Source organism: Mucilaginibacter sp. (genome assembly GCF_039207105.1).
Classification (GTDB): Bacteria; Bacteroidota; Bacteroidia; order Sphingobacteriales; family Sphingobacteriaceae; genus Mucilaginibacter.
In genome coordinates, this window is record NZ_JBCECK010000014.1 from 43,425 (window position 1) to 66,810 (window position 23,386).

General features: G+C 39.5%; 21 protein-coding genes. 6 read left to right on the forward strand and 15 right to left on the reverse strand.

Annotated features, from left to right (window positions below; genetic code table 11):
* Positions 1-15 precede the first annotated feature (15 nt).
* Positions 16-714, reverse strand: a complete 699-nt coding sequence (locus tag AAGC65_RS04965; RefSeq protein WP_343111311.1) for a Crp/Fnr family transcriptional regulator — start codon at positions 712-714, stop codon at positions 16-18.
* 286 nt (positions 715-1,000) lie between these two features.
* Between AAGC65_RS04965 and AAGC65_RS04970 the strand changes: the two genes are divergently transcribed.
* From AAGC65_RS04970 to AAGC65_RS04980, 3 genes are all read left to right on the forward strand, one after another.
* Positions 1,001-1,591 carry a DUF4202 domain-containing protein gene (locus AAGC65_RS04970; protein WP_343111312.1) on the forward strand — a complete coding sequence of 197 codons (591 nt, stop codon included), beginning with the start codon at positions 1,001-1,003 and terminating at the stop codon, positions 1,589-1,591.
* A gap of 94 nt (positions 1,592-1,685) precedes the next feature.
* Complete coding sequence (locus AAGC65_RS04975) at positions 1,686-4,148, forward strand: AsmA family protein (protein ID WP_343111313.1); 2,463 nt, start codon at positions 1,686-1,688, stop codon at positions 4,146-4,148.
* A 304-nt stretch (positions 4,149-4,452) separates the two neighbouring features.
* The gene (locus AAGC65_RS04980) at positions 4,453-5,313 is read left to right on the forward strand and encodes an RNA polymerase sigma factor RpoD/SigA (protein ID WP_343111314.1); all 861 of its coding nucleotides are present in this window, start codon (positions 4,453-4,455) and stop codon (positions 5,311-5,313) included.
* Positions 5,314-5,500: 187 nt separating this feature from the next.
* Here AAGC65_RS04980 and AAGC65_RS04985 read toward each other — a convergent pair whose 3' ends face one another.
* On the reverse strand, positions 5,501-5,692 hold the full coding sequence (locus AAGC65_RS04985; protein WP_343111330.1) for a cold shock domain-containing protein: 192 nt from the start codon (positions 5,690-5,692) through the stop codon (positions 5,501-5,503).
* A gap of 334 nt (positions 5,693-6,026) precedes the next feature.
* Here AAGC65_RS04985 and AAGC65_RS04990 point away from each other — a divergent pair, with 334 nt between their 5' ends.
* Positions 6,027-8,198, forward strand: coding sequence for a TonB-dependent receptor domain-containing protein (locus tag AAGC65_RS04990; protein WP_343111315.1), 2,172 nt, complete (start codon positions 6,027-6,029; stop codon positions 8,196-8,198).
* A gap of 55 nt (positions 8,199-8,253) precedes the next feature.
* Here the strand turns inward: AAGC65_RS04990 and AAGC65_RS04995 are convergent, their stop codons facing one another.
* Together AAGC65_RS04995 and AAGC65_RS05000 are read right to left on the reverse strand one after the other, a co-directional pair.
* Positions 8,254-8,622: a response regulator gene (locus AAGC65_RS04995; RefSeq protein ID WP_343111316.1), complete on the reverse strand. Its 369-nt coding sequence runs from the start codon at positions 8,620-8,622 to the stop codon at positions 8,254-8,256.
* Positions 8,623-8,782: 160 nt separating this feature from the next.
* Entirely contained in the window at positions 8,783-9,355 is a 573-nt protein-coding gene (locus AAGC65_RS05000; protein WP_343111317.1) for a thymidine kinase, read from the reverse strand.
* A 2-nt stretch (positions 9,356-9,357) separates the two neighbouring features.
* Here AAGC65_RS05000 and AAGC65_RS05005 point away from each other — a divergent pair, with 2 nt between their 5' ends.
* Positions 9,358-10,455: a hypothetical protein gene (locus AAGC65_RS05005; RefSeq protein ID WP_343111318.1), complete on the forward strand. Its 1,098-nt coding sequence runs from the start codon at positions 9,358-9,360 to the stop codon at positions 10,453-10,455.
* A 58-nt stretch (positions 10,456-10,513) separates the two neighbouring features.
* Here AAGC65_RS05005 and AAGC65_RS05010 read toward each other — a convergent pair whose 3' ends face one another.
* The 11 genes from AAGC65_RS05010 to purH form a co-directional block, all read right to left on the reverse strand.
* Complete coding sequence (locus tag AAGC65_RS05010; RefSeq protein ID WP_343111319.1) at positions 10,514-12,625, reverse strand: peptidase domain-containing ABC transporter; 2,112 nt, start codon at positions 12,623-12,625, stop codon at positions 10,514-10,516.
* A gap of 10 nt (positions 12,626-12,635) precedes the next feature.
* Complete coding sequence (locus AAGC65_RS05015; protein WP_343111320.1) at positions 12,636-13,802, reverse strand: HlyD family efflux transporter periplasmic adaptor subunit; 1,167 nt, start codon at positions 13,800-13,802, stop codon at positions 12,636-12,638.
* Between the two features lie 70 nt (positions 13,803-13,872).
* Positions 13,873-14,058 (reverse strand): hypothetical protein, encoded by a 186-nt coding sequence (locus AAGC65_RS05020; protein ID WP_343111321.1) that lies wholly within the window; start codon positions 14,056-14,058, stop codon positions 13,873-13,875.
* Positions 14,059-14,201: 143 nt separating this feature from the next.
* Positions 14,202-14,399 (reverse strand): hypothetical protein, encoded by a 198-nt coding sequence (locus AAGC65_RS05025; RefSeq protein ID WP_343111322.1) that lies wholly within the window; start codon positions 14,397-14,399, stop codon positions 14,202-14,204.
* A gap of 189 nt (positions 14,400-14,588) precedes the next feature.
* Entirely contained in the window at positions 14,589-14,792 is a 204-nt protein-coding gene (locus AAGC65_RS05030; protein ID WP_343111323.1) for a hypothetical protein, read from the reverse strand.
* Positions 14,793-15,344: 552 nt separating this feature from the next.
* Entirely contained in the window at positions 15,345-16,607 is a 1,263-nt protein-coding gene (gene rodA, locus AAGC65_RS05035; RefSeq protein WP_343111324.1) for a rod shape-determining protein RodA, read from the reverse strand.
* Positions 16,608-18,620, reverse strand: coding sequence for a penicillin-binding protein 2 (mrdA, locus tag AAGC65_RS05040; protein ID WP_343111325.1), 2,013 nt, complete (start codon positions 18,618-18,620; stop codon positions 16,608-16,610).
* Positions 18,617-19,135 carry a rod shape-determining protein MreD gene (locus AAGC65_RS05045; protein ID WP_343111326.1) on the reverse strand — a complete coding sequence of 173 codons (519 nt, stop codon included), beginning with the start codon at positions 19,133-19,135 and terminating at the stop codon, positions 18,617-18,619. Before AAGC65_RS05045 ends, mrdA begins: the two co-directional genes overlap by 4 nt.
* Positions 19,128-19,961 (reverse strand): rod shape-determining protein MreC, encoded by an 834-nt coding sequence (gene mreC / locus AAGC65_RS05050; protein WP_343111327.1) that lies wholly within the window; start codon positions 19,959-19,961, stop codon positions 19,128-19,130. Before mreC ends, AAGC65_RS05045 begins: the two co-directional genes overlap by 8 nt.
* Before the next feature lie 86 nt (positions 19,962-20,047).
* Positions 20,048-21,070, reverse strand: coding sequence for a rod shape-determining protein (locus AAGC65_RS05055; RefSeq protein WP_090651245.1), 1,023 nt, complete (start codon positions 21,068-21,070; stop codon positions 20,048-20,050).
* A 273-nt stretch (positions 21,071-21,343) separates the two neighbouring features.
* On the reverse strand, positions 21,344-22,870 hold the full coding sequence (gene purH, locus AAGC65_RS05060; protein WP_343111328.1) for a bifunctional phosphoribosylaminoimidazolecarboxamide formyltransferase/IMP cyclohydrolase: 1,527 nt from the start codon (positions 22,868-22,870) through the stop codon (positions 21,344-21,346).
* A gap of 136 nt (positions 22,871-23,006) precedes the next feature.
* Here purH and AAGC65_RS05065 point away from each other — a divergent pair.
* Positions 23,007-23,386, forward strand: a 380-nt coding sequence (locus AAGC65_RS05065) for a hypothetical protein (RefSeq protein WP_343111329.1), incomplete at its 3' end; no start/stop codon positions are given.

Genomic DNA, 23,386 nt, shown 5'->3' on the forward strand with positions numbered 1-23,386 from the left:
GTTACACAAGCTCCCTCACAAAAAAACAATATCCTGAGCAAGCTTTAAAAGCTCTTCCCTATTAACCAGCCAGATACTTTTGCCCGATAAACTGATGAGCTTCTCGTTCACTAATTCATTCATCATCCGGAAAACAGTTTCGTAGGTAGCCCCTGAATATGATGCCAGATCTTGCCTGCTCAACTCAATATTAATAAACCCTTCTTCGGTAACACCAAATTGATTTTGCAAAGATATCAGTGCCTCGCAAACACGCCCCTTTACCGACATATGCGCCAGGTTGCGCATTTTTCTTTCAGATTGCTTCAACTCTTCGGTCATAAACATTAGCAATTGATAGGTTAAATCTGAATTTACTTTTAAAGCAGCTTCAAAAAAAGCCAGATCAACATAACATACCACTGTAGCTTCAAGGGCTGCTGCCGATATAGGATAAATACCGCCCTTACCCAAACCTCTGTGCCCGAAAAGAGAACCCTCTTTTGCAAAACGAACAATTAGCTCTTTATCCTCATCCCATCGTTTATAAACCTTTACTTTACCAGAATTAACAAAATAAATACCTGTCACCGGATCGCCCTCGTTAAAAACCTTCTCTCCTTTTTTAATTTTATAAGTAGATTTATGAGCATTAATAGCAGGCAACCATTCTTTTAAGCTGTTTTTACACAAAAAACAGTCCAAACCATCACAATTATTTTGTATTTTTTTCATTAAAAGCTAATTTATTCAATAATATATCAAACTTTACAATACTAATCAATAAAAACAACAATTATTTATTGATTTTTAAATGATTAAAATCACAAAAAATAACAAAAAAAACAATTTCAGTTTTATTAAAACCAAAAAAATCCAATTTAAACAGAAATTAAAAGACACAAGCTCCATAATTAACAAACAAAAGACCTACTCAGCTCATTATTTACTTAACAATTATCATTAACTCAACCATAGCAACAATTGTTAAATGAATTATATTTACAATTAATTTATAGCTATGAATAAGTTAACTGCTGCATTTGAGCATTTTGATGCTTACAACAAAAAAGATCCGAACATTTTTACCCGGGAAGGAGTTAGCTATCCGCAGGAATACTTTTTAGCTGTCAAATTATATAATTGGGTCAAACAACTTGACGCAGATGCCAGCGAAGAACTATTACTGGCCTCCAGGAGCCAGCACATTGGCCGTTGGGAAATTCCACGCAACACCTATCCTGAAGGAAGAGAAGCCTATTTGAAATGGCGTAAAGACCTGGCGCTATACCATACCGAAAAAGCAGCCGCTATTATGGAATCGGTGGGATATTCATTTGAGCAGATTGCCCGTGTAAAACAAATTCACCTGAAACAAAAACTCAAGGTTGATCATGATGTACAAACTATGGAAAACGCCCTTTGCCTGGTGTTTCTACAGTTTCAATACGAAGATTTTCATCCTAAATATGAGGCCGACAAGGTGATCAATATCCTTAAAAAATCATTGCTAAAAATGGATGCGCACGGCCATAGCTTCGCCCTTGCCTTAAATTATTCTGAAAAGGGTATGTATTATATTCAGGAAGCCTTAAAACTTATGAAAAAATAATCAGCCCAAGTAACAATCTCCTTACTTTCCACAACCACAGGCTTTATATTCAAACAATTAGGCTTTTCAATACTTTATTGTTAAATTAACAAAAATGCCTAAGTGGGTTAAAATAATATTAAAAATTACCGGTGGCGCTATAGCTTTTATTATAGTAGCATTTATTGCTATTACGGTTTACGTAGTATTTAATAAGCAGAAAGTATTGCAGATGATTACTACCGAACTCAATAAAAACCTTAATGGCAGCCTCGCCATTGGCGCACTCGATCCTACTTTTTTCAAAGGCTTTCCGGGCGTATCTGTTTCGCTAAAAAATGTTACCCTGAAAGATAAACTCTGGGCAAACCATCACCATACTTTATTAGATGCTAAAAACTTGTATGTATCGGTAAATACTATTGCCTTGCTAAAAGGCACAGTTGATATTGACAAGATCGAGATCAGCAATGCTGTTATTGATCTGTTTACCGATAGTACCGGCTATAGCAACACTACCGTTTTCAAAAGCAATAAAAAAGACAATGAGCAACCTAAAGACAAAGGAAGTTCGTCAACCCAGATCAAACGCTTTGAGCTCAACAATGTAAGTTTTACAGTTGATGATCGCCGTGCTTTTAAACTATTCCAGTTCCAGGTAAACGATGTATCCGGAAGAATGAATTATCCATCCACCGGCTGGAATGCCCATTTAGAGTTAAAAACGCTGGTAAAAAGCTTTTCATTTAACACCAAACGAGGCAGTTTTATGAAAAATAAGATCCTGAGTGGCCCGTTTGATATTCATTTTAATGAGAACAACAAACTTATCATTGTAGACCCCAATAAACTTTATATAGGCGATGACCTGTTTACCATAGGCGGCAAGTTTAACCTCGCTAAAGACCCGGTTATTTTTACCCTTAATATTGCCAACGAGCGTATTTTATGGACAAGCGCTGCTAATCTGCTTGCACCAAATATTACCAAGGCTCTCAGCATGTTTAACATTAGTGAACCTATAGCCGTAACTTGCGATTTGAACGGCAGCTTTGGCGGTGGTGGCGATCCTTTGATTTATGTAACAGCTAAAGTAAAAAACAATACTATAACCACGCCCGGCGGCAAAATTGATAATGCCAGCTTTAACGGAGTATTCTCCAATAATTATATTAACGGCAAGGGTTTAGACGACAGCAATTCGGTAGTAAAACTATACCATTTAAATGGCAGCTATAAAGACCTTCCGTTTACGGTTGACACTGCTTTTATCAATAACCTGAATACCCCGGTTGCCACAGGCGTATTTAAATCGCATTTTGATGTAAGCAAGCTTAACCGCGTCATTGGCGAACAAAGCCTTAAATTTACCAAAGGCACTGCCGATCTTAAACTGGCGTATCGGGCCGACCTTGTTAACTACAAACTCAACAAACCTGTATTAAATGGTGTAGTTAACATTAAAAATGCCGATGTAAGTTATTTGCCTCGCAACCTTAATTTCAAAAACACCGGCATCTCGCTTAAATTCACCAGAAATGATCTTTTTATCGATAACATACGCATGCAAACCGGCAACAGTATAGTATATATGGAGGGGCGCGTAAATAACTTCCTGAATCTGTATTATACCGATCCGGAAAAAATATTGATCAGTTGGCAAATCAGGAGCCCGCAATTACATATAGCCGAGTTTTTAAGTTTTTTAAATGCCCGTAAAAGTGAAGTATCTACCAAAAATAGCAAGGTTAATTTAAATAGCCAGCTAAACACCGCTTTTGATAAAGGCAGAGCCGAGTTGCATTTGCGGGTTGCTAAAGTTTATTATAAAAAGTTTTTGGCTACTGATGCCACTGCCGATCTACTGTTGGCGGATAACACCATACGTGTACAAAATGCAAGTGTAAAACACGCCGGCGGGTCATTAAAACTGGCTGGTAATATCACACAGAATGGCGCAGTAAATAACTTTTTACTCAATACCCAAGTCGATAACGTGAATGTGAACAACTTTTTTTACTCGTTTAATAATTTTGGCCTGCAAAGTTTTACTTATAAAAATCTTAAAGGATTTCTTTCGGCGCAGGCTCATGTTACAGGAAGTATTAATAGCGAGGGCAATTTAGTACCGAGGTCGATAAATGGGGTTACTACAATTGACCTACAAAAAGGTGCACTGATCAAGTTTGAGCCGATTCAGAGTGTAGGTAAATTCGCGTTCCCGTTTCGTGATCTGGAAAACATCACCTTTTCCAATCTGAAAGGCAAATTTGATATCGCGGGCGATAAAATAACTATCAGCCCCATGCAAATTAATTCAAGTGTGCTTAACATGGATGTAGCCGGTGTTTATTCATTATCAAAGGGCACCAATATAGCCCTGGACATACCATTGCGCAACCCTAAGAAGGACACAGCCATTGTAGATAAAACTGAACGAAATAAAAAGCGCATGCGCGGCATAGTATTACATATATTAGCTACTGATGGCGATGACGGGAAAATAAAAATAAAATGGAACAAAAACAGACCTAAAAAGAATGAGCCTATTGAAGAAGCTGCTGAAGTTAAACAATAAAAATATGCTAAAACAACAGAGCCTGCAATTAGATGTATTTTTGACACAATAATGGCATTGAATTACGTACCTTTGTGCATCCATTTAAGAGATCATATATTGATTAAACATTTATTGGTTACTAACACCACGCTTCGTTCAGCAATAATTGCATTATCAACCCTCGTAACAATCCCGGGTACAGAAAGAAAAGAAGATCACCGAAGCAAAGTTTAATTTAATTTATTATTTATTAGCGTCTGGTTAACCAACCAGACAATATCTTATCGGACTGTTATTAGCTTGAAAAAATCTATTCAAAAAAATGAGACAACTTAAAATATCCCAATCCATTACCAACCGCGAGTCTCAGTCGCTTGAAAAGTATTTGCATGAAATAGGCAAAGTGGATTTAATTAGCGCGCAGGAAGAAGTGATCCTGGCACAAAAGATTCGTGAGGGCGACCAGGCTGCATTAGAGAGGTTAACAAAAACTAACCTTCGCTTTGTGGTATCAGTAGCAAAACAATATCAAAACCAGGGCCTTACCCTTGGCGATCTTATAAACGAAGGAAACTTAGGCTTAATTAAAGCCGCCAAGCGCTTTGATGAAACAAAAGGCTTTAAATTCATTTCATACGCCGTATGGTGGATCCGTCAGTCAATATTATCAGCCGTGGCCGAGCAATCACGTATTGTACGTTTACCTTTAAACCAAATTGGTTCATTAAGCAAGATTCACAAAGCCGCCTCCAAACTGGAGCAGGAATTTGAACGTCAGCCAACACCTGAAGAACTTGCCGAAGATCTGGAAATATCGGTTGATAAAATATCTGATTCACTGAGCAACGCCGGTCGTCAGATATCAATGGATGCTCCGTTTATACAAGGCGAGGAAAACACTTTGCTTGATGTATTGCAAAGCACTGATGCTGCAACCGATACCGATCTGATGATCGATTCATTGTCACAGGAGATCAAACGTTCATTAGGTATTCTTGCTGAGCGTGATCGTGAGGTTATTATTTTATTCTTTGGTTTAGGTGGCTATGCCGCGCATTCTTTAGAAGAAATTGGTGAGAAGTTTAACCTTACCCGCGAGCGTGTACGTCAGTTAAAGGATAAAGCCTTAATGCGTTTACGCCACAACTCCAAGTCAAACTTGTTGCAATCATATTTGAACTAAAATACCTGCAGGGTGCACAGCACTCTATATAATTAAAAAGCGCCAATGGTAATCATTGGCGCTTTTTTTATATCTATTAAGTAGCTTCTGGCTTATCTATACTAATAGATGAATAGGAAACTCAGGGTACAAAAAAGGCATCTGCAATTGTGCAGATGCCTCGTCGTACGATTATAATGATAGTATATTAACCTACTTTTACATTTACCGCATTTACGCCTTTTTTACCTTGTTCTACATCGTAGGTAACGCTATCGTTTTCACGGATAGTGTCAATAAGGCCTGAGGCATGTACAAAAACTTCGGCTCCACCATCGCTTGGTATAATAAATCCAAAACCTTTGCTTTCATTGAAAAATTTTACTGTTCCTTGCATTATATTTTTATTTAATTAAGTAAAGATACAGTAATTAAGCAATAATCAACTATAAATAAGGCAATTAAGTTAATATATCTACAAAAGTTTTAAAAAGTTAGCACTAAAAGTTCATCCATGAACAGCCTTGAATTGCCTTGCTTTAAGCGCTTTAGCTTGAGTAAGATGTACAAAATACACTATCTCATTTTCCTGATATTGGTGGATTAATTTTATTTGTATTTAAACTATTTCCAATTAAATATAACTCGTTATTGGTAATACAGGAGCATAATTATATATTAGCCCATACACCACGCCTTCCAATGGCAAACAATAAACCTGACTGTATTAATACATGACTAAACTTTACAAACTCGCGCTTACTGCATTGTTTATTTCTGGTTCCGGTTATCTGCATGCACAGCAAACAACCATTCAGCTTGATAGTGTAATTATTAAAGAAAACCGCCAGAATTATTTACACAACATAACAGGAACTTATATTTTTACTGGCAAGAAAACTAATTTGATTTACCCTGATGCGGGTAAAATAAATTTGGGCAACAATACCGCCCGTATGCTCATGTCGCAGGTACCCGGGGTTAATGTGTGGGAAATGGACGGTGCCGGCCTGCAAATCAACATAGGCACACGCGGTACAGATCCGCATCGGTCTATTGAGATGAATATGCGCCAAAATGGGTACAATACCAATTCTGACGTATTCGGTTATCCTGAAAATCATTATAATATACCCTTCCAGGCCATCAGCGAAATTCAATATGTACGAGGTTCAGCTGCGTTGCAGTTTGGTAGCCAGTTTGGCGGCATGATGAATTTTAAAATTAAAGAAGGTGACAGCACTAAAGTGTTTGGTTTTGAAACGGAGCAAAGCGCGGGCTCAAACCGCTTTTTCAACTCCTATAATGCCATAGGCGGTAAAGTTGGCAAAATAAGTTATTACGCTTATTATTCGGCCCGTACCGGAGATGGCTGGCGGCCCGACGCGGCTTTTAACTATAGGGCGTACTATGCCAATATACGCTACCAGTTTAATAGCAAGGGAAGTATTGCCCTACAGTTTTCCAGGTCAGATTACAGGCAACAGATAGCAGGCGGTTTAACCGATGTCCAGTTTGATGCCAACAACCGACAGTCGACCCGTTTCCGTAATTTTTTCAATCCGGAGATCAATATCCCGGCCCTGCTGTTTAATTACGCATTCAACGGTAACACCCAACTGGAGGTTACCTCGCACGCTTTATTTGGCCAGCGCAATAGCGTTCAATTTATCAATACACCTAACATAGCCGATACGGTTAATACCAAAACCAACACTTACAATCCGCGCCAGGTTGATCGTGATTACTATGCTGCTTTTACTACCGAAGCCCGCCTATTGCATACTTATCAACTTGGTCAGCTTAAGAGTACATTTACTGCTGGTATAAGATATTTTGAAGAAACCACCAAACGCAAGCAAAAAGGCACCGGCACCATCGCATCTGACTTTGATTTGAGCCTGGTTAAGCCTTACGGCATCGATCTCCGGTTGCATAGCATGAATTATGCCGCCTTTGCCGAAAACACCTTTCAGGTAACGCCGGCTTTCAGCATTACACCGGGTGTACGTTACGAGGTAATTAAAACTACCACATCCGGAGTTATCAATAATGCCAGCTTCCCTATAGGTTATAAAGGCAACCGCAACTATCCGCTATTTGGTACAGGCTTGCAATATCAATTCAACAATAGCAGCCAATTGTATGGCAATATATCGCAGGCCTATCGTCCTTATTTATATGCGGCAGTTACCCCGGCAGATCAGCTTACCATCATTGACCCAAACATTAAAGACAGCCGTGGGTATGACATTGATTTGGGATACCGTGGCCATATTAGCACCATACTTAATTATGATGTTAACGGCTTTTATGTGTACTATGGCAATCGTGCCGGAACTTTAACTCAAACCGATGCCAATAATGCGCCACACCTATTTGCTACCAACATTGGTAACGCCGTGGCTAAGGGGATCGAAGCATATGCATCGGTATCTATACTACGTTCATTTGACGAACATGCCAACTGGGATTTACGCCTTTTCAATTCACTGGCTTACACTCATGGGCGCTATACCAGCGGTTCTATTAACCAAAACGGTACAAATATCAGCCTCAAAAATAACCATACCGAAAGTACTCCCGACTGGATAAACCGTACAGGTTTAACATTTTTAAGCAGCCATATAACCAGCACCTTGCAATACAGCTATACCAGTAAAAGCTTTAGCGATGCCAACAATACCGTGTTTAACCCTACAGGTGCTACCGGCCTGGTACCCGCCTACCATGTTGCCGATTGGGCCTTCAATTATAATTTCCTGAAAAATTACCGTGTAGGCGCAAACGTTAATAACATTTTTAACTCCCGCTATTTTACCCGGCGGATTAATATGTATCCCGGCCCGGGTATTTTACCTGCCGATGGCCGTACATTTAATATTAGCCTGGGTTTAAAACTCTAACATAAAAATGGCCTCTTCAATATTGAAGAGGCCATTTGTTATTTAAGGTATGATATTATTTTACGTGCTTTTTAACTATATCAACCAACTCAATTAAATCAAATGGTTTTTTAAGATAGCCATCTGCCTCACCAGCCTCAGCAATTTCTTTTAAATTATTCACAGCCGAAATAATGATAATAGGGATATGGCTTGTAGCGGGGTCATTTTTTAGTTCTTTACTTAATTGCTGCCCGTTTGCATCGCTTGTCCAATCGGTAAGCCAATTATCAAGCAATATCAGGTCGGGCTCAACATTGTTTAATTTTTTAAGGATCCTGGCATTATCAGAGGCAATCACCTCATACTGCTCTTCTTCCAACACATAAACAATGGTATCCCTGATGTCTTTATCATCTTCGATCACTAAAATTTTTTTAGCCATAAATCCTTGCAATTAGGTAATAACACAACCTGAAAGTTTAATTCTAATTAAATTAGTTAATTAAAAGACACATTCAAGTTTATCCAAAAGCATAACACTTAACAGGCTACCTTTTGTTTTGAAAAACAGGGATTTATATAAAAATTTTACCTAAAAGTGTTTAATGACGATAGCAAACACGGCAGCGTGGTTCGTAACTTTCTTTTTCGCCCAATAATATACGGGCATCGTCAGGCACTAACCGGTATGAGTACAGGGCAGGGTGACCGCATTGCACGCATACAGCCTGCAGTTTGGTAACTGATTCCGCAATGGCCATTATGGCTGGCATAGGACCAAAGGGACGGCCTTTGAAATCCATATCCAAACCAGCTACAATTACACGTATACCTTTATTGGCCAATATGTTACAAACCTCAGGCAGTTCATTATCAAAAAACTGAGCTTCATCTATACCTATTACATTGGCATCATTAGCCAGCAGTAATATGGCCGAAGCACTATCAACCGGAGTTGAGGAAATAGAGTTGGCATTATGGGATACAAGCGCATCTTCAACAAAACGAGTATCGGCTTTGGGGCTAAAAATCTCGACCTTCAGCTTAGCTATGCGGGCCCGGTTGAGCCGCCTGATCAACTCTTCGGTCTTGCCCGAAAACATCGATCCGCAGATTAATTCTATACTGCCGCCAAACTCATTTTTACGTTTAAAAACTTCTTCGCTAAATACCATTTATGACTATTCTGGAGGGCAAATATCAGAATTTAATCCTATTTTTGGTAAGCATTTTCACAACATTGGAAGCCATGAAGCAAATGGATGTATTTAAAAAGATAGGTGGTATTTTAAAAGAGCTTAATGACCAATATGATTACCTTGAAGCCGACGGCAATGACTTAAATGAGCTTGAATTGGAGCTTTTTGTTGCCAACGCTCATTTTTTAAAAGATCATGCAGAAATACTGCGTAGGTTACATGAACGCAGTTTACCAACCCAACCCCAACCGGCCCCACCTGCCGAAATACCTGAACCGGTTATTGAAAAACCAATTGTGTCGGCGGCCCCAGAAAAAAAACCGGAGCCTATTCATGAGCAGCGTTATTTTGAACCTGTTGTACAACAAAAACCAACTACAGAGAAGTTTGAGTTAACCCAGGCCATCGAACCTCCCGTTCAAGCTCCTTATAACCCTGTCATACCCGAGCCGGTAATTATTCCTGAAAATGAAGAGGAACCAGTTGCTGAAATCGACCTGAAAACAGAAGCCCCGGTTGTGGATTCTTATTCATTTGAGCGAGAAGAGCCGGAACCTTTGGAACAAGAACTGGAACTCGATACTACTCCTGATTGGGAAGATGAAGGCGACCATTTTGAGCAGGAAGAACTGACCGAGCAATTACCTCCCCTTGCACCCGAGGTTGAGCATACTCCGGAGCCACCTTTTACATTGGCAACCAATGGCCAGGCTACTGCAGATTTAAATGGCTCTAAAGAGATCAGTGAAGATAAAGTATTAACCATTAACCAGAAAATATCTGCATTAATGGCCGAAAAGGAAAAAAGCGCACCTCAACAGCCTGCTCTTTTACCCATAACCGATCTAAAATCGGCCATTAATCTTAATGACAAGCTTTTATATATTAAAGATCTGTTTAACGGCTACAGCCTGGCTTACAGCGAAGCCGTAGAGATCGTAAACCGCTTTAACTCATTTGAGGAAGCCGAACGTTTTCTGAAAACCAACTATGTAACAAAAAACCATTGGGCAGATAAACCTGTAACAGCCGAAAAGTTTTTTGATTTATTGAGACGAAGATATCCCGCCAGTTAGGCGCTAAACAATAAAGCCGGGCAATTATGTCCGGCTTTGTTGTTTTTAATCGTTTGAGTTAGCTCAGGCTATAGTTAAGCATTTTATGGCTGCCTTGTTCAATAACTATACCCTTATCAAGCACAATGATATTATCAGCATTGTTTAAGGTACTTGAACGGTGTGTAATAACAATCACCGTTTTATGCTCGGCCTTTAAAATCTCTATCATTCGTTGAACATATTTTTCAGAAGCAGAATCAAGTGATGATGTGGCCTCATCTAAAATAAGTATCTCCGGGTCGCGGTATAGTGCCCTGGCTATGGCGATACGCTGCCTTTGCCCGCCCGATAATGAAGTACCGTTCTCGCCCAGATAGGTTTGGAAGCCTTTTGGTAGTGCTTCTATAAAACCCATCAATCCAAGTTTGGTAGCTATGTCAATGATCTTTTGCATATCCGGCTCATCATCACCAATAGCAATATTATCAATCACGTTACCCGCAAACAGATCTATCTGCTGGGGAACAACTGAAATGAGTTTGCGAAGTGAACTGATTTTGATATATTTCAGATCGTATTTGCCTATGCGCACATTACCATCCTGAATGGGGTAAATATTTTGCAGTATAGACATCAGGGTTGATTTGCCCGAGCCGCTTTCGCCTACTATGGCTGTAAACTTACCCTTGGGTATGGTTAAGTTAAGATCTTCAAAAACGGCAACTCGTGTACCATATCTGAACGAAACATTTTCAAACTGAATGTCACCAATTTTATCGGGCGTAAGCTCTATCTGGTTTTCATCGCTTTCCCGTTCCAGATCCATAATTTCAAATAGCCTGTCGGCAGCTATCACCGCGTCCTGCACGGTTCTGTTCATACCAATCAATGACGAAACCGGACCTGTAAAATAACCTATCAATGTGTAAAACGACAACAGTTCACCGGGGGTAATGGTATTGTCCATTACAAAGCCTGCACCAACCCAAAGCAATATAATGGTTAGCATACGTGATACCAGCTCAGATGATGTACCCGAAAAAACGGAGTTTATATTTGATTTAAAACCCGTTTTAAGCAGCTTCACAAAACGCAGTTCAGTTTTTTCGTTGGCAAAATCTTCCAACCCAAAACGTTTGATAGTGCCTACCGAGTTTAAGCTCTCTACCAATTGGGTTTCCAGCTCGGCCGAATCTTCCATCAGGGTTCGCTGCGCCTTTTTATTGATCTTATCTGTTATAAAATAAATGGCCAGGTAAAGCGGGATAACGGTGAGCATAATGAGGGCCAGCTTCCAGTAATAGGTAAACATCATGATGAATGAAAACACCACAATAAATATATTTACCAAAAAGTTGATACTCACATCATTTAAAAACGTTCTGATCTTAACAGCGTCGTTGATCCTCGAGATGATCTCCCCCACGCGCATGGTGTCAAAAAACTGCTGCGGTAAACGTAACAGGTGCTTATAATAGCCTAATATAAGTTGGGCATCTATCATCTGCCCTGTTTTGAGGGTAAATACCGTTTTAGCGGTACCAATAAAAAGCTGAACCGCCAGAATAACCACCATGCCAATGCCCATCAGGTTCAGCAGGTTACGGTTACCATCAACCAATACAAAATCAACCAGCTTTTGAACAAAAACAGAGGTTGATAAACCTAAAATAGTGTAGATCACCGCACCAAATAATGTCTGTACCAGAATGTTTTTATGTGGTTTTATTAGATTCCAGAAACGCCCCTGAACCGATTTTTTCTCGTTACCTGTTTGAAAATCCTCAGAGGGTAGCAACAGCACAAGCGTACCCGACCATTCTGCCTTAAACTCATCATGTGTTCTGCGGTGCAGTTGACCATCAATAGGATCCATCACCTCCACGTATTTATCGGTAACCTTATAGATCACTACATAATGGTGCAAAATCTCTTTAACAACCAGGTGTGCTACCGCGGGCTTTGGTATTTTAAACAGACTTTCAAATGGGCCTTTTACACCTTTGGCTTCAAAACCCAATTTTTGAGCAGCTTCTACCATGCCCAAAACATTGGTACCTTTTTTATCGGTACCGGCAAGCTGCCTGATGCGGGCAACCGCGAGGTCAAGTTTATAATGCGATGAAATAGAAGCTAAGCAGGCTGCACCACAATCTGTTATATCCCGTTGTTTTATCTTAATGCTCATAGCTTTATTTTTATGCTCCTATATTAGGGTTTACCCAATCATCAACTTTATCATATAATAACTGGTACAGGCTGCGGCTGGTTACCTTGAAGCGTGCTGTAAAGTTCATACCTTTTTTCAGATAACCCTTGTAACCGTTTTTTAGGCTGAGGTAATTTTTGTCAAACGAACACTTTACCTTAAATACAGGTTGATTCTGGTTCACCACAATAATATCATCACTAATATCTATCACCTTGCCGGTTACCAGACCCCATTGATTGTAATTGAAAGCATCAACCTGAAAACGCACCTCCTGCCCTTTTTTGATCAGGCCTATATCCTCAGGTTTTATATAACAAAACGCCGTTAAATTTGAATCGGGAGATATTTCTCCTATCTTTTGATTAGCAAAAACATAAGCGCCATTTTGCAGGCCTACTATATTTTGAACTGAGCCACCTATAGGGGCTCTCAGCGTATATTGTCTTTTTTGCTCATTTAATTCTGCTTCCTGACCACTAAGCTGCCTTAATTCATTCCTGTACCCATTAGCTTCAGTTTGCCACTGGGTTTTATATTTTGCCAGTACCATCAGGTAAGCCGATTTAGCCTGTTCGTATTCAAACTTATATTTTTCATACTCCGATTCTGTGAGCACCTTATTTTTATATAATTCATCATAACGATTAAAGGTGCTGCCTGCCTGTTGCCTGGCTATTGCCGCATTTTGAAGTTCTTGTGCAAATTGTTGCCATGAGGCATTGTATTGTCCGGTTTGTAAACCCGGAGTATTTAGACTCCGGCTGTTAACACCGGCCATTAGTTGATTAATATCATTCAGAAACTGGCCAATCTGGTTTTTACGCCTTTCGGCCAGGTCGCCTTGTTGTTTTTGTACGGATGCATCTATAACTAAAATAGTATCACCCGCTTTAATTTTTTGATTGTCGGTAAGTTTTAGCCCGATTAACCGGCCATTAACCGGTATGGTTAATTCTGTTTTTTCAACAGATGACTGTATAAGGCCACTGCCTTTTATACTTATTGATGTTTTAATGAATGGTAAAGCGGCGAAAGTTGCCAGCGTAGCTACAATTGTAATAAGATAAATAAGTTTTGTACGCTTACTTATTTGCGAGCGATAAACAATTGAAGTATGGGTAATTGCTTCGGTAGAATAGTTATATACAGCCATAGTATGGAAATACAAAATAGCTGCTATCCCCTATTACAATGAGGATAACAGCTATTTAATGATTTTTTGCTTATAAGCCCTGCAATAATTTGCCTAAGCCAGTTACTACACCTGTTAATATATTAGTAAGAAGTTGAAATACAGGCTCCAGGTTGATGTTAATCAGGATATCACCCAAACCACCACCGTTAACTTTTGTCATTTCAGTAGTGTTCATTTCCTGAACACCAAGATTTTTTAATTCTAAATTTTTCATGATAAATAGATTGTGAATAAAGCTTAGTCCTTACTTTTTTAAAGGCTTTTTGAGTTACTCCTATTAATATAACTGTAAATAGAAACATCAAAATAAACAGCCGTTAACACTATTTAAGGCAACGGCCGTTTAAAATACCTTTATTATAAATTTTGAAGAGCTTTAATAATAAAGTTTAAATTTACACCGATAAAAGTAATAGTGTCGTTAACAGTTTGGCCAATCTGGGTAAGAAGAGGACCAAGATTAATGCTGATACCTAATAAACCGCCATTAACGTTAGTCATTTCGGTTTTATTCATTTCTTGAACACCAAGATTTTCTAATTCAAAATTTTTCATAATAGTATTTTTATTCATCAAGTCCTTACTCTGTTAAGGCTTTTCAGGGTACGCCTGCCGGCAAGCATAATAAATAGCTATACCGTAATAAATCCACAACCGTGTTAAGATCTGCGATGTAAACAAAGCCTATCTACGAGATAACACGATAGTGAGAACTGTTTCTGGGGAAATAGTTAAAAATTAAAATTAGCTTAAGATTGCTCCTACAAGCTTATTTAAAGTATAGCCCAAAAATCCAACAAGGTTGGTTGCTAAAACACTAACAGTAATACCAACTGTTGCAACTGTGTTAGATAACAGATCGTTTAAGATACCGCCACCGTTAACTTTACTCATTTCAGTAGTGTTCATTTCTTGAACGTCAAGATTTTTTAATTCTAATTTTTTCATGATGTGAAGTATTTTGTTTAATCCCCTACTCTGTTCAAGGCTTTTCAGGATGCGCCTAAGGTTGGCCAAACGCTTAAAACAAATATAATAATAACAATAAATACTTAATCAAAGTGCTCCCGGGGCGCCTCTGATAACTACCAAAAGAAGATTAAAATCAGACAGGAAGAAAAAATAAATCATAGCCTAATGGCTAAAAAGGGGCTTTTTTGAATAAATGTTCAATTTATTCATTTTGAAAATTCAGCCATCTCACAAGCATTCTGAACATCTATTTAATAAACAAACAAACAGAATTTAGGTATTCTGCCGGCTTTTGTATTAAATGATTTATAATTAACACAATTGTTAAAAACTTAACAAATTAACTTAAAAAACAATAAATTAACCCAGTAATATCAATAATTTTACATCAAACTATAATAACAAATTAAAAAATAATAATATTTTATATTAATATAATTACATTTCAATATTTAAATACGAAATAAAAAATGAAAGAATCTACTTTAAGCACAGATAAACAAACAATTAAGCAACCAAAATACACTATTAAACAATACCCATACGATTAGAATCGAGTTTAATAAGCATAAATAATAATATAGTAAAGCTTAATAACGATGAGCCACCATAGCTTATAAATGGCAAAGGAATACCAATTACCGGCATTACACCGATAGCCATAGCAATATTAATTACTACGTGGAAAAATAATACAGATGCCACACCATAGCCATATATGCGGGAAAAAGGAGCCCGCTGCCGTTCGGCAATCAAAATAATACGCAATATTAAAAACAGATATAATCCTAATACAACTACCGATCCGGCAAAGCCCCACTCCTCACCTATAGTACAAAATATAAAGTCGGTACTTTGCTCAGGTACAAAGGCATACTTGGTTTGGGTACCTTGAAGATATCCCTTACCCCATAACCTACCCGAGCCAATAGCTATCTTAGACTGATTTTGATTATAGCCTACGCCCCTGTTATCCGTTGCAAGCCCGAGCACAATATCAATACGCGCCCTTTGATGTGATTTTAACCCATGATTATACAATGGCTTTGCTATGAATACAAAAGCTATACTAACCACAGCTCCTGCGATTATCTTGATAACAAGCGCCCGGTTTCTTTTTATGGTGATAGCAAAGAGGGCCGCTATTGCCGCTATTATTCCAATAATATAAAATTCATTAAAAACCTGCGAGGTAAGAAAAAGCACAATAAACAAGCCTATAATTATCAAAAAGTATGATGACAGGCCTTCACGATATAAAACAAATATGAGTGAACAAAATACCAATGTTGAACCATCATCTGGCTGCAATTTGATAAGCAGCATAGGTAAAAATATAATACCAGCTGCAATAACAAATGACTTTACTTCTGTAACTTTTACATTTACCGAGCTCAGATACCTGGCCAGCAGCAAGCAAGTTGCAAATTTGGCAAATTCAGATGGCTGCAGTCTAAATCCGCCACCTATGTTTATCCAGGCCTGGTTACCACCAACATTACGCCCTACCAATAACACTAAAACAAGCAACAACACCGTAACTACGTAAAATGCAGGAGCAAGCGCGGCCAAAAACCTACTCTCAAGCAAGAGTATCACTATAGCTACTACAATTGATACGTTGATATAAATAAACTGCTTGCCATAATTGGTAGCTGTATCAACAATACTCGGGTGAGTTTCGTCAAACACGGCAGCGTGGATATTAAACCAACCAATTACGCACAGGATCAGGTATAACAAAACTGTTAACCAATCTACATTGAAAAAAAAGCTGCGCTGGTTATTCATCTATTTACTGGCCCTCCTGCCGGCAAACAAACCATCCCATGTGCTTGGTTTGTTGTTTTTAACAGATTTTATTTGAGCCGCCTTTTTTACAGAATCGGCTTTAAATTTTCTTATCGAATCGGCCCGTGCGCTACGGATACTATCGCGCATTCTTTCTTTTTTCAAGTCGCGCTCATACAAACTAAGATCGGGCAGGCGGTTGGCATTTGCAAAATAATCAACCGTAATTCCGGATTCGCGAGGGGTGATCTTTCCTTTTAAATACTTTTCTACTATAAAACTGGCGATTGGGGCCGCCCAATGGGCACCTTCCCCAGAGTTTTCAACTACTACCGCTATAGCTATTTTGGGATTTTCGCGTGGGGCAAAAGCAACAAATACGGAGTTATCTTCACCACGCGGGTTTTGCGCCGTTCCGGTTTTACCGCACATAATAATATCGGGGATCTTCGACCGGCGTGCGGTACCGTTTTCCACAACCGCCTGCATTCCGTTAATAACCGGCTCAAAATATTGAGGGTCGATTCCTACATAATTTTTTTCGGTATATTCCTTTTTAATTACATTTTCTGTACCTATAGCCTTAATTAAATGCGGCTTATAAAAATAGCCATGATTGGCTATAGTGCACTCTAAATTGGCCATTTGTAGTGGTGTAGCCAATAACTCCCCCTGACCTATGGCTAAAGAAATGATGGTACTGGCTCGCCAACCGCCTTTTCTGTAAACATTATCATAATGTAAAGGTGTTGGTACGTTGCCACGACTTTCGGCAGGCATATCCAAGTCAAGCCGGGTACCCAAACCAAATTTCATTACGTTGGCTCGCCATTTGGTAAATTCAGCTTCGGTATACTTTGCCCCACTACGTTCTAATATTCGTTGAAATACCATCGAAAAATAACCGTTACAGGATTCAGCCACCGCCCTACCCATATTAACACTACCGTGTGCTTCACCATTGTTACAGGGTACCCAACGGTTGCCTGCTTTATAGTGACCGGTACAATAAAAAGTTTCGCTGGGGTCTATGATACCTTCTTGTAAAGCAATCAATGCACTTAAAGGCTTAAAGGAAGAGCCTGGAGGGTATTGTGCCTGTATAGGTCGTATGAAGAACGGCTTATAAGGATTATTATACATTTTGGCGGCATTGTTACCACGCTCTCGCCCTACCATTAAATTAGGGTCATAAGTAGGGCTGCTCACATAGGCCAGGATCTCGCCACTTGATGGTTCGATAGCCACAATACTTCCCAGCTTATTACGCATTAGCTTTTCTCCCAGTTTTTGCAGATCAATATCAAGCGATGATGTTAAACGCTCGCCCGAACGGGCAACTGTATCATAAGCACCATTAGCGTATGAACCCTTAGGTATTCCGCGCGAATCAACCATGAGGTTACGCACCCCTCGTTGCCCCCGCAAAACATTCTCGTAAGCTTTTTCCACGCCGGTAACACCAATATAGTCGCCCAAACGATAATAGCCGCCAGAACGCTTAATATCACGATCCTGAGCCTCACCAATGAAACCCAAAAACTGCGCGGCTACCGAATCGGGATAGGTACGTATGGTACGCGGTTGTACATAAAAACCCTGAAACTCAGATAGCCGTTCCTGAAACGATGCATACAGCTCTGCCGGAAGCTGTTTTTCAAATATTGATTCATGGTTTGGCGAGTATTTCCGGGCCTTTTCAAAACGCTTATCAAATCCTGCTTTATCAATACCTATCAATTTACAAAAAGCTAGTGTATCAAAGGGTTTTACCTCTTTAGGATTTACGGTAATATCATATATAGGCTCATTTTGTACCAGTATTTTACCATTACGATCCAATATTGGACCACGAGCCGGATATAACACAAACTGACGGATAACATTCTTGCTGGCATACAGCGCGTAACGGTCATCAACTATTTGGATATAATAAAGCCTGGCCAGAAGCGTAACAATAATGGTGATGAAAATAGCGGTTACAACGTATCGTCGCTCAAAAAACTTATTCATTTACGTTCTTTCCTTCTGAAAAATAGCAATCCCGAAATCAGCATTAAAAATACCGTAAATAATGAACTCAAAACAACACGGCTTAGTGTGTACTGTATTTCGGTGAAACTAAAAACTTCTAAATTCAGCAGAAAAAAGTGATGGAATAGGGTAAGAACCAGGGCATAGGTAAAAAACCAACGGAAACCCATAATGCTCAGGGTAGGTTCGGGCTCATTATCAAACCCTTCTTTTTGTACCGTTATGCTTATAAATAATACCCGCACCAGCGCCAATACCACGCATGCGGCAGCATGAAGACCCGGTGTATCATAAAAGGCATCAATGGTTAAGCCTAATATAAACGATAAGATGAACAGCAGTACATTAGGTACCTCAAAAGGCAACAATAAAATAAATAATATATACAGATATGGAGTGGCCAGGTTATAAAATGTAATATTCTTAAACAGAAAAACCTGCATAAAAACCAGCACCAGGAACCTGATGGTATTAACTAAGATAATCCTACTCATTTTTGCTTTTTACGGCCTCCAGTCCCGCCTGTTCTTTGGCAAATTTGTTATTTACCACGTAAACGTATTCCAATTTACTAAAGTCAACCGAAAGAGCTACCTCCACATTAAGCAACAAGCCGCCGCCTTTGGCATGCAGGTTGGTTATTTTGCCTAATGGTACCCCGGTAGGAAAAAGTGAATATCCGGAAGTAATTACCCCCTCACCTACTTTTGGCTGGGCGTTATTTTGAATATCGATCAATAAACCTTTTTTGGGATCAAGATCCACTCCCCATACAAATGAGCCTATTTCTTTAGTATCGGCTAACATGGCACTGAACCGGGTATTTTTATTCAATACAGATTGTACAATGGCCAAATGTTCGGTAACATCAACCACTAAACCTACTACACCGGTTCCACAGATCACACCCATCTCCTTTTCAATCCCATCTTTACTACCTCGGTTTATAGTAATATAATTGCTGCGCCTGTTGGTTGAGTTGTTGATCACCTTAGCCACAATATAGGTGTATTGCTGTTTATACACAGTGTCAACCACTTTATGCTTCTCTACCGTATCCACATAAAAAGATGATTTAACCAGGCCGCGGAGTTTGGCATTTTCAAGCGCCAAGCTGTCATTTACTTCTTTTAAAGATAAATAACCTTTAAACTGGCTTACCTGTGCAAATAAGCTTCCGGTAACTTTGTTGGTTGAACTAATAAAAGTAGCTTTCTGGAAGGAATTGTACTTTATATAAATAAGCAGTGAGCTTATCTCAAAAATCAGGAATAAAAAAAACGCGTTATACTTAGTGATAAAAATCAAGAGGTTACGCATCGGGTAGTGAGTTGTGAGTAATGAGTGGTGAGTGCTTGGAAAGCTTTTATTAACTACTCTCCATTCACTACTCACCACTCACTAAATTATTGCATTAAAAATTTAAAGTTACCTATGTTTTTAAGGGCGGTTCCAGTTCCGCGTACTACGGCACGCAGCGGGTCTTCGGCAACGTGAACCGGAAGTTTTGTTTTAGCCGCCACACGTTTATCCAAACCACGTAGTAAAGCGCCACCACCGGTTAAATAGATACCTGTTTGATAAATATCGGCAGATAACTCAGGCGGGGTTATTTCCAATGCTTTCAGAATAGCCTCCTCTATCTTGGAGATAGATTTATCAAGGCAGTGTGCAATCTCGGTATAGGATACCATGATCTGTTTGGGCACACCGGTCATCAGGTCGCGTCCCTGAACTGCAAAATCAGCCGGTGGATCGGCAAGCTCGGGCAATGCCGCGCCTACTTCAATCTTGATCTTCTCAGCAGTACGATCGCCGATCATAATGTTGTGCTGACGACGGATATATTGTACTATATCAGAGTCAAAGTTGTCTCCCGCGACACGGATAGACTGATCACAAACGATACCTGATAAGGCAATAACCGCGATCTCGGTAGTACCACCACCAATATCAATGATCATGTTACCCATAGGCTCTTCCACATCAATACCAATACCTACCGCGGCGGCCATTGGCTCATGTATCAGGTAAACCTCTTTGGCACCGGCAATCTCTGCCGAGTCACGTACGGCACGCTTTTCTACCTCGGTAATACCTGATGGAATACAGATCACCATACGCAGCGAAGGGAAAAACCAGCCTTTACCCTGGTTTATCATTTTGATCATACCACGTATCATGTGTTCGGCGGCGTTAAAGTCGGCAATTACACCATCTTTAAGCGGGCGTACGGTACGGATATTATCATGTGTTTTACCTTCCATTTGCATAGCCTGCCTGCCAATGGCGATAACTTTATTGGTTGTTCTGTCAAACGCCACGATAGACGGCTCATCAACAACAACTTTATCATTATGTATAATGAGGGTATTTGCAGTACCCAAATCAATAGCAATTTCTTGTGTAAAAAAGTTAAATAAACCCATCTAATATATCTTTCAAATAATCTGCAAAGTTAAGTAATAAACTACACCCATTTCACGAACAAAAGTTCTACCGAAAATTTCTACGAATAGTGCAGGGTTGGTTATAATAACTCTAATTTTCCTTTTATCGTATTCTCACTGATTTAATTATTGCTTTTTTAGCTTAGCAATTTGTTAAAATCAGCAGTTGTGAAATTACGTTTTAATTCATGTAATTTTTACTATTTGATTGGTGAAATTCGCCTTAATTCGCACAATTTTTATTTATTCAAATTAGTGCTTAAAGTGACGAACACCTGTAGTAACCATCGAAATACCTTTTTCGTTGCACATGGCTACAGACAGCTTATCATTAATTGATCCGCCTGGTTGCAGTATAGCAGTTATGCCTGCTTCTGCAGCCAGTTCGGCACAATCAGGGAACGGAAAAAACGCGTCAGACGCCATTACCGCACCTTTCAGATCAAAGCCAAAACTTTCGGCTTTGATAACCGCCTGCCTTAAAGCATCGACCCTTGAAGTTTGGCCAACACCACTGGCCAGCAGCTGACCATTTTTAGCAAATACAATGGTATTTGATTTGGTATGTTTTACCACCTTGTTGGCAAAAAACAGATCATGCAGTTCGTGCTCGGTTGGTTGCCTTTCAGTAACCGGTGTCATTTGTGACGGACCTTCAATTACCGCATCTTTATCCTGCTCAATTACGCCGTTTAATAAAGTTTTAAATTGCTTGGTTGGCAAGGCTACCGGCTGGCGAACTAAAAGAATACGGTTCTTTTTCTCTTGTAATATGCTCACAGCCTCGTCTGTAAATGCCGGGGCAATCAATACTTCGTAAAATAACTTAGTGATCTCAGTAGCGGTATCAGCATTAATTTCATCATTAGCGATGATAACACCACCAAAGGCCGAAACCGGGTCGCAGGCTAAAGCATCAATCCAGGCTTCTTTAATAGTTGAGCGTGAAGCCACCCCGCAAGCATTGGTATGCTTTAATATAGCGATGGTTGGCTCGGTAAATTCATCAATTAATGCAACGGCGGCATCTACGTCAACCAGGTTATTGTATGATAACTCTTTACCATGCAGTTTAGTGAACATCGCATCCAGATCGCCATAGAAAACACCACTTTGGTGAGGGTTTTCGCCGTAACGTAAAACCTGGCTGCTTTGTATGCTTTGTTTAAATATGGGCAGTGGTTCTTCCTGGTTAAAATACTGGAATATGGCGCTATCGTAATGTGACGATATATTGAATGCTTTGTGTGCGAATGAACGACGTTGATCTAAAGTGGTAGCACCTTCCTGGGTTTTCAGGATATTCTCTAAGGTACCGTAATCATTTTTTGAAGCAACAATCACTACATCTTTAAAGTTTTTGGCTGCCGCACGGATCAGGGAAATACCGCCGATATCGATCTTTTCGATGATATCTTCTTCAGCTGCTCCTGATTTTACAGTTTCTTCAAACGGGTAAAGATCAACAATTACCAGATCAATCTCCGGTATCTCATATTGTGCAATCTGCTCTTCATCACTGCCAAAACCTCTGCGGGTTAAAATACCACCAAACACCTTAGGGTGAAGGGTTTTAACACGACCGCCTAATATAGATGGATATGATGTCAGATCCTCAACCGGAATAACATCAACACCTAAGTTGCGGATAAAAGTTTCGGTACCACCGGTTGAATAAATATTAACACCAAGGCGGTTTAACTCATGAATGATAGGCTCTAAATTATCTTTGTAGTAAACAGAAATCAGAGCATTTTTTATTTGAACAGACTGGCTCATGTACGGGTGTTTTTTTGAGCCGCAAAGGTAGTGATATTTAGTTAATTGATGATTAGTTAATTGGAGATAGTTTATAAAAATTGTTTATCTGTAGCATATCAGTAATTTTTTTCGTAACATATAGAAAACCAATATTATGAAATGCCTTGTCCTCACCCTGCTGGCATCTATACTTCTTCAAATAAGTGCCTGCAAAAAAGATCATGCCAAACCCGATACTACCTTAATAGGTAAGTGGAAATTATCGCGTAATAAAATAAGTAGCGGCGGCCCCATGTATTGGGTAAAGGCCGCCAATACAACCTATGCTGTATTCAATACCAACGGCACATTGAGCGGAACTACTTTTCCTAAATTTAAGCAGTATACTGTAAAAGACAGCGTGACGCTTACCCTAACCGGCGATGATACAACCAAATATCAGAACGACCGGTATGAAATAAAAGGCGACTCACTAAACATGAGCCCGAGCGGACCCAGAATATGGAGTGAAGGCGGTCGTAGGCAGGTTGGTAA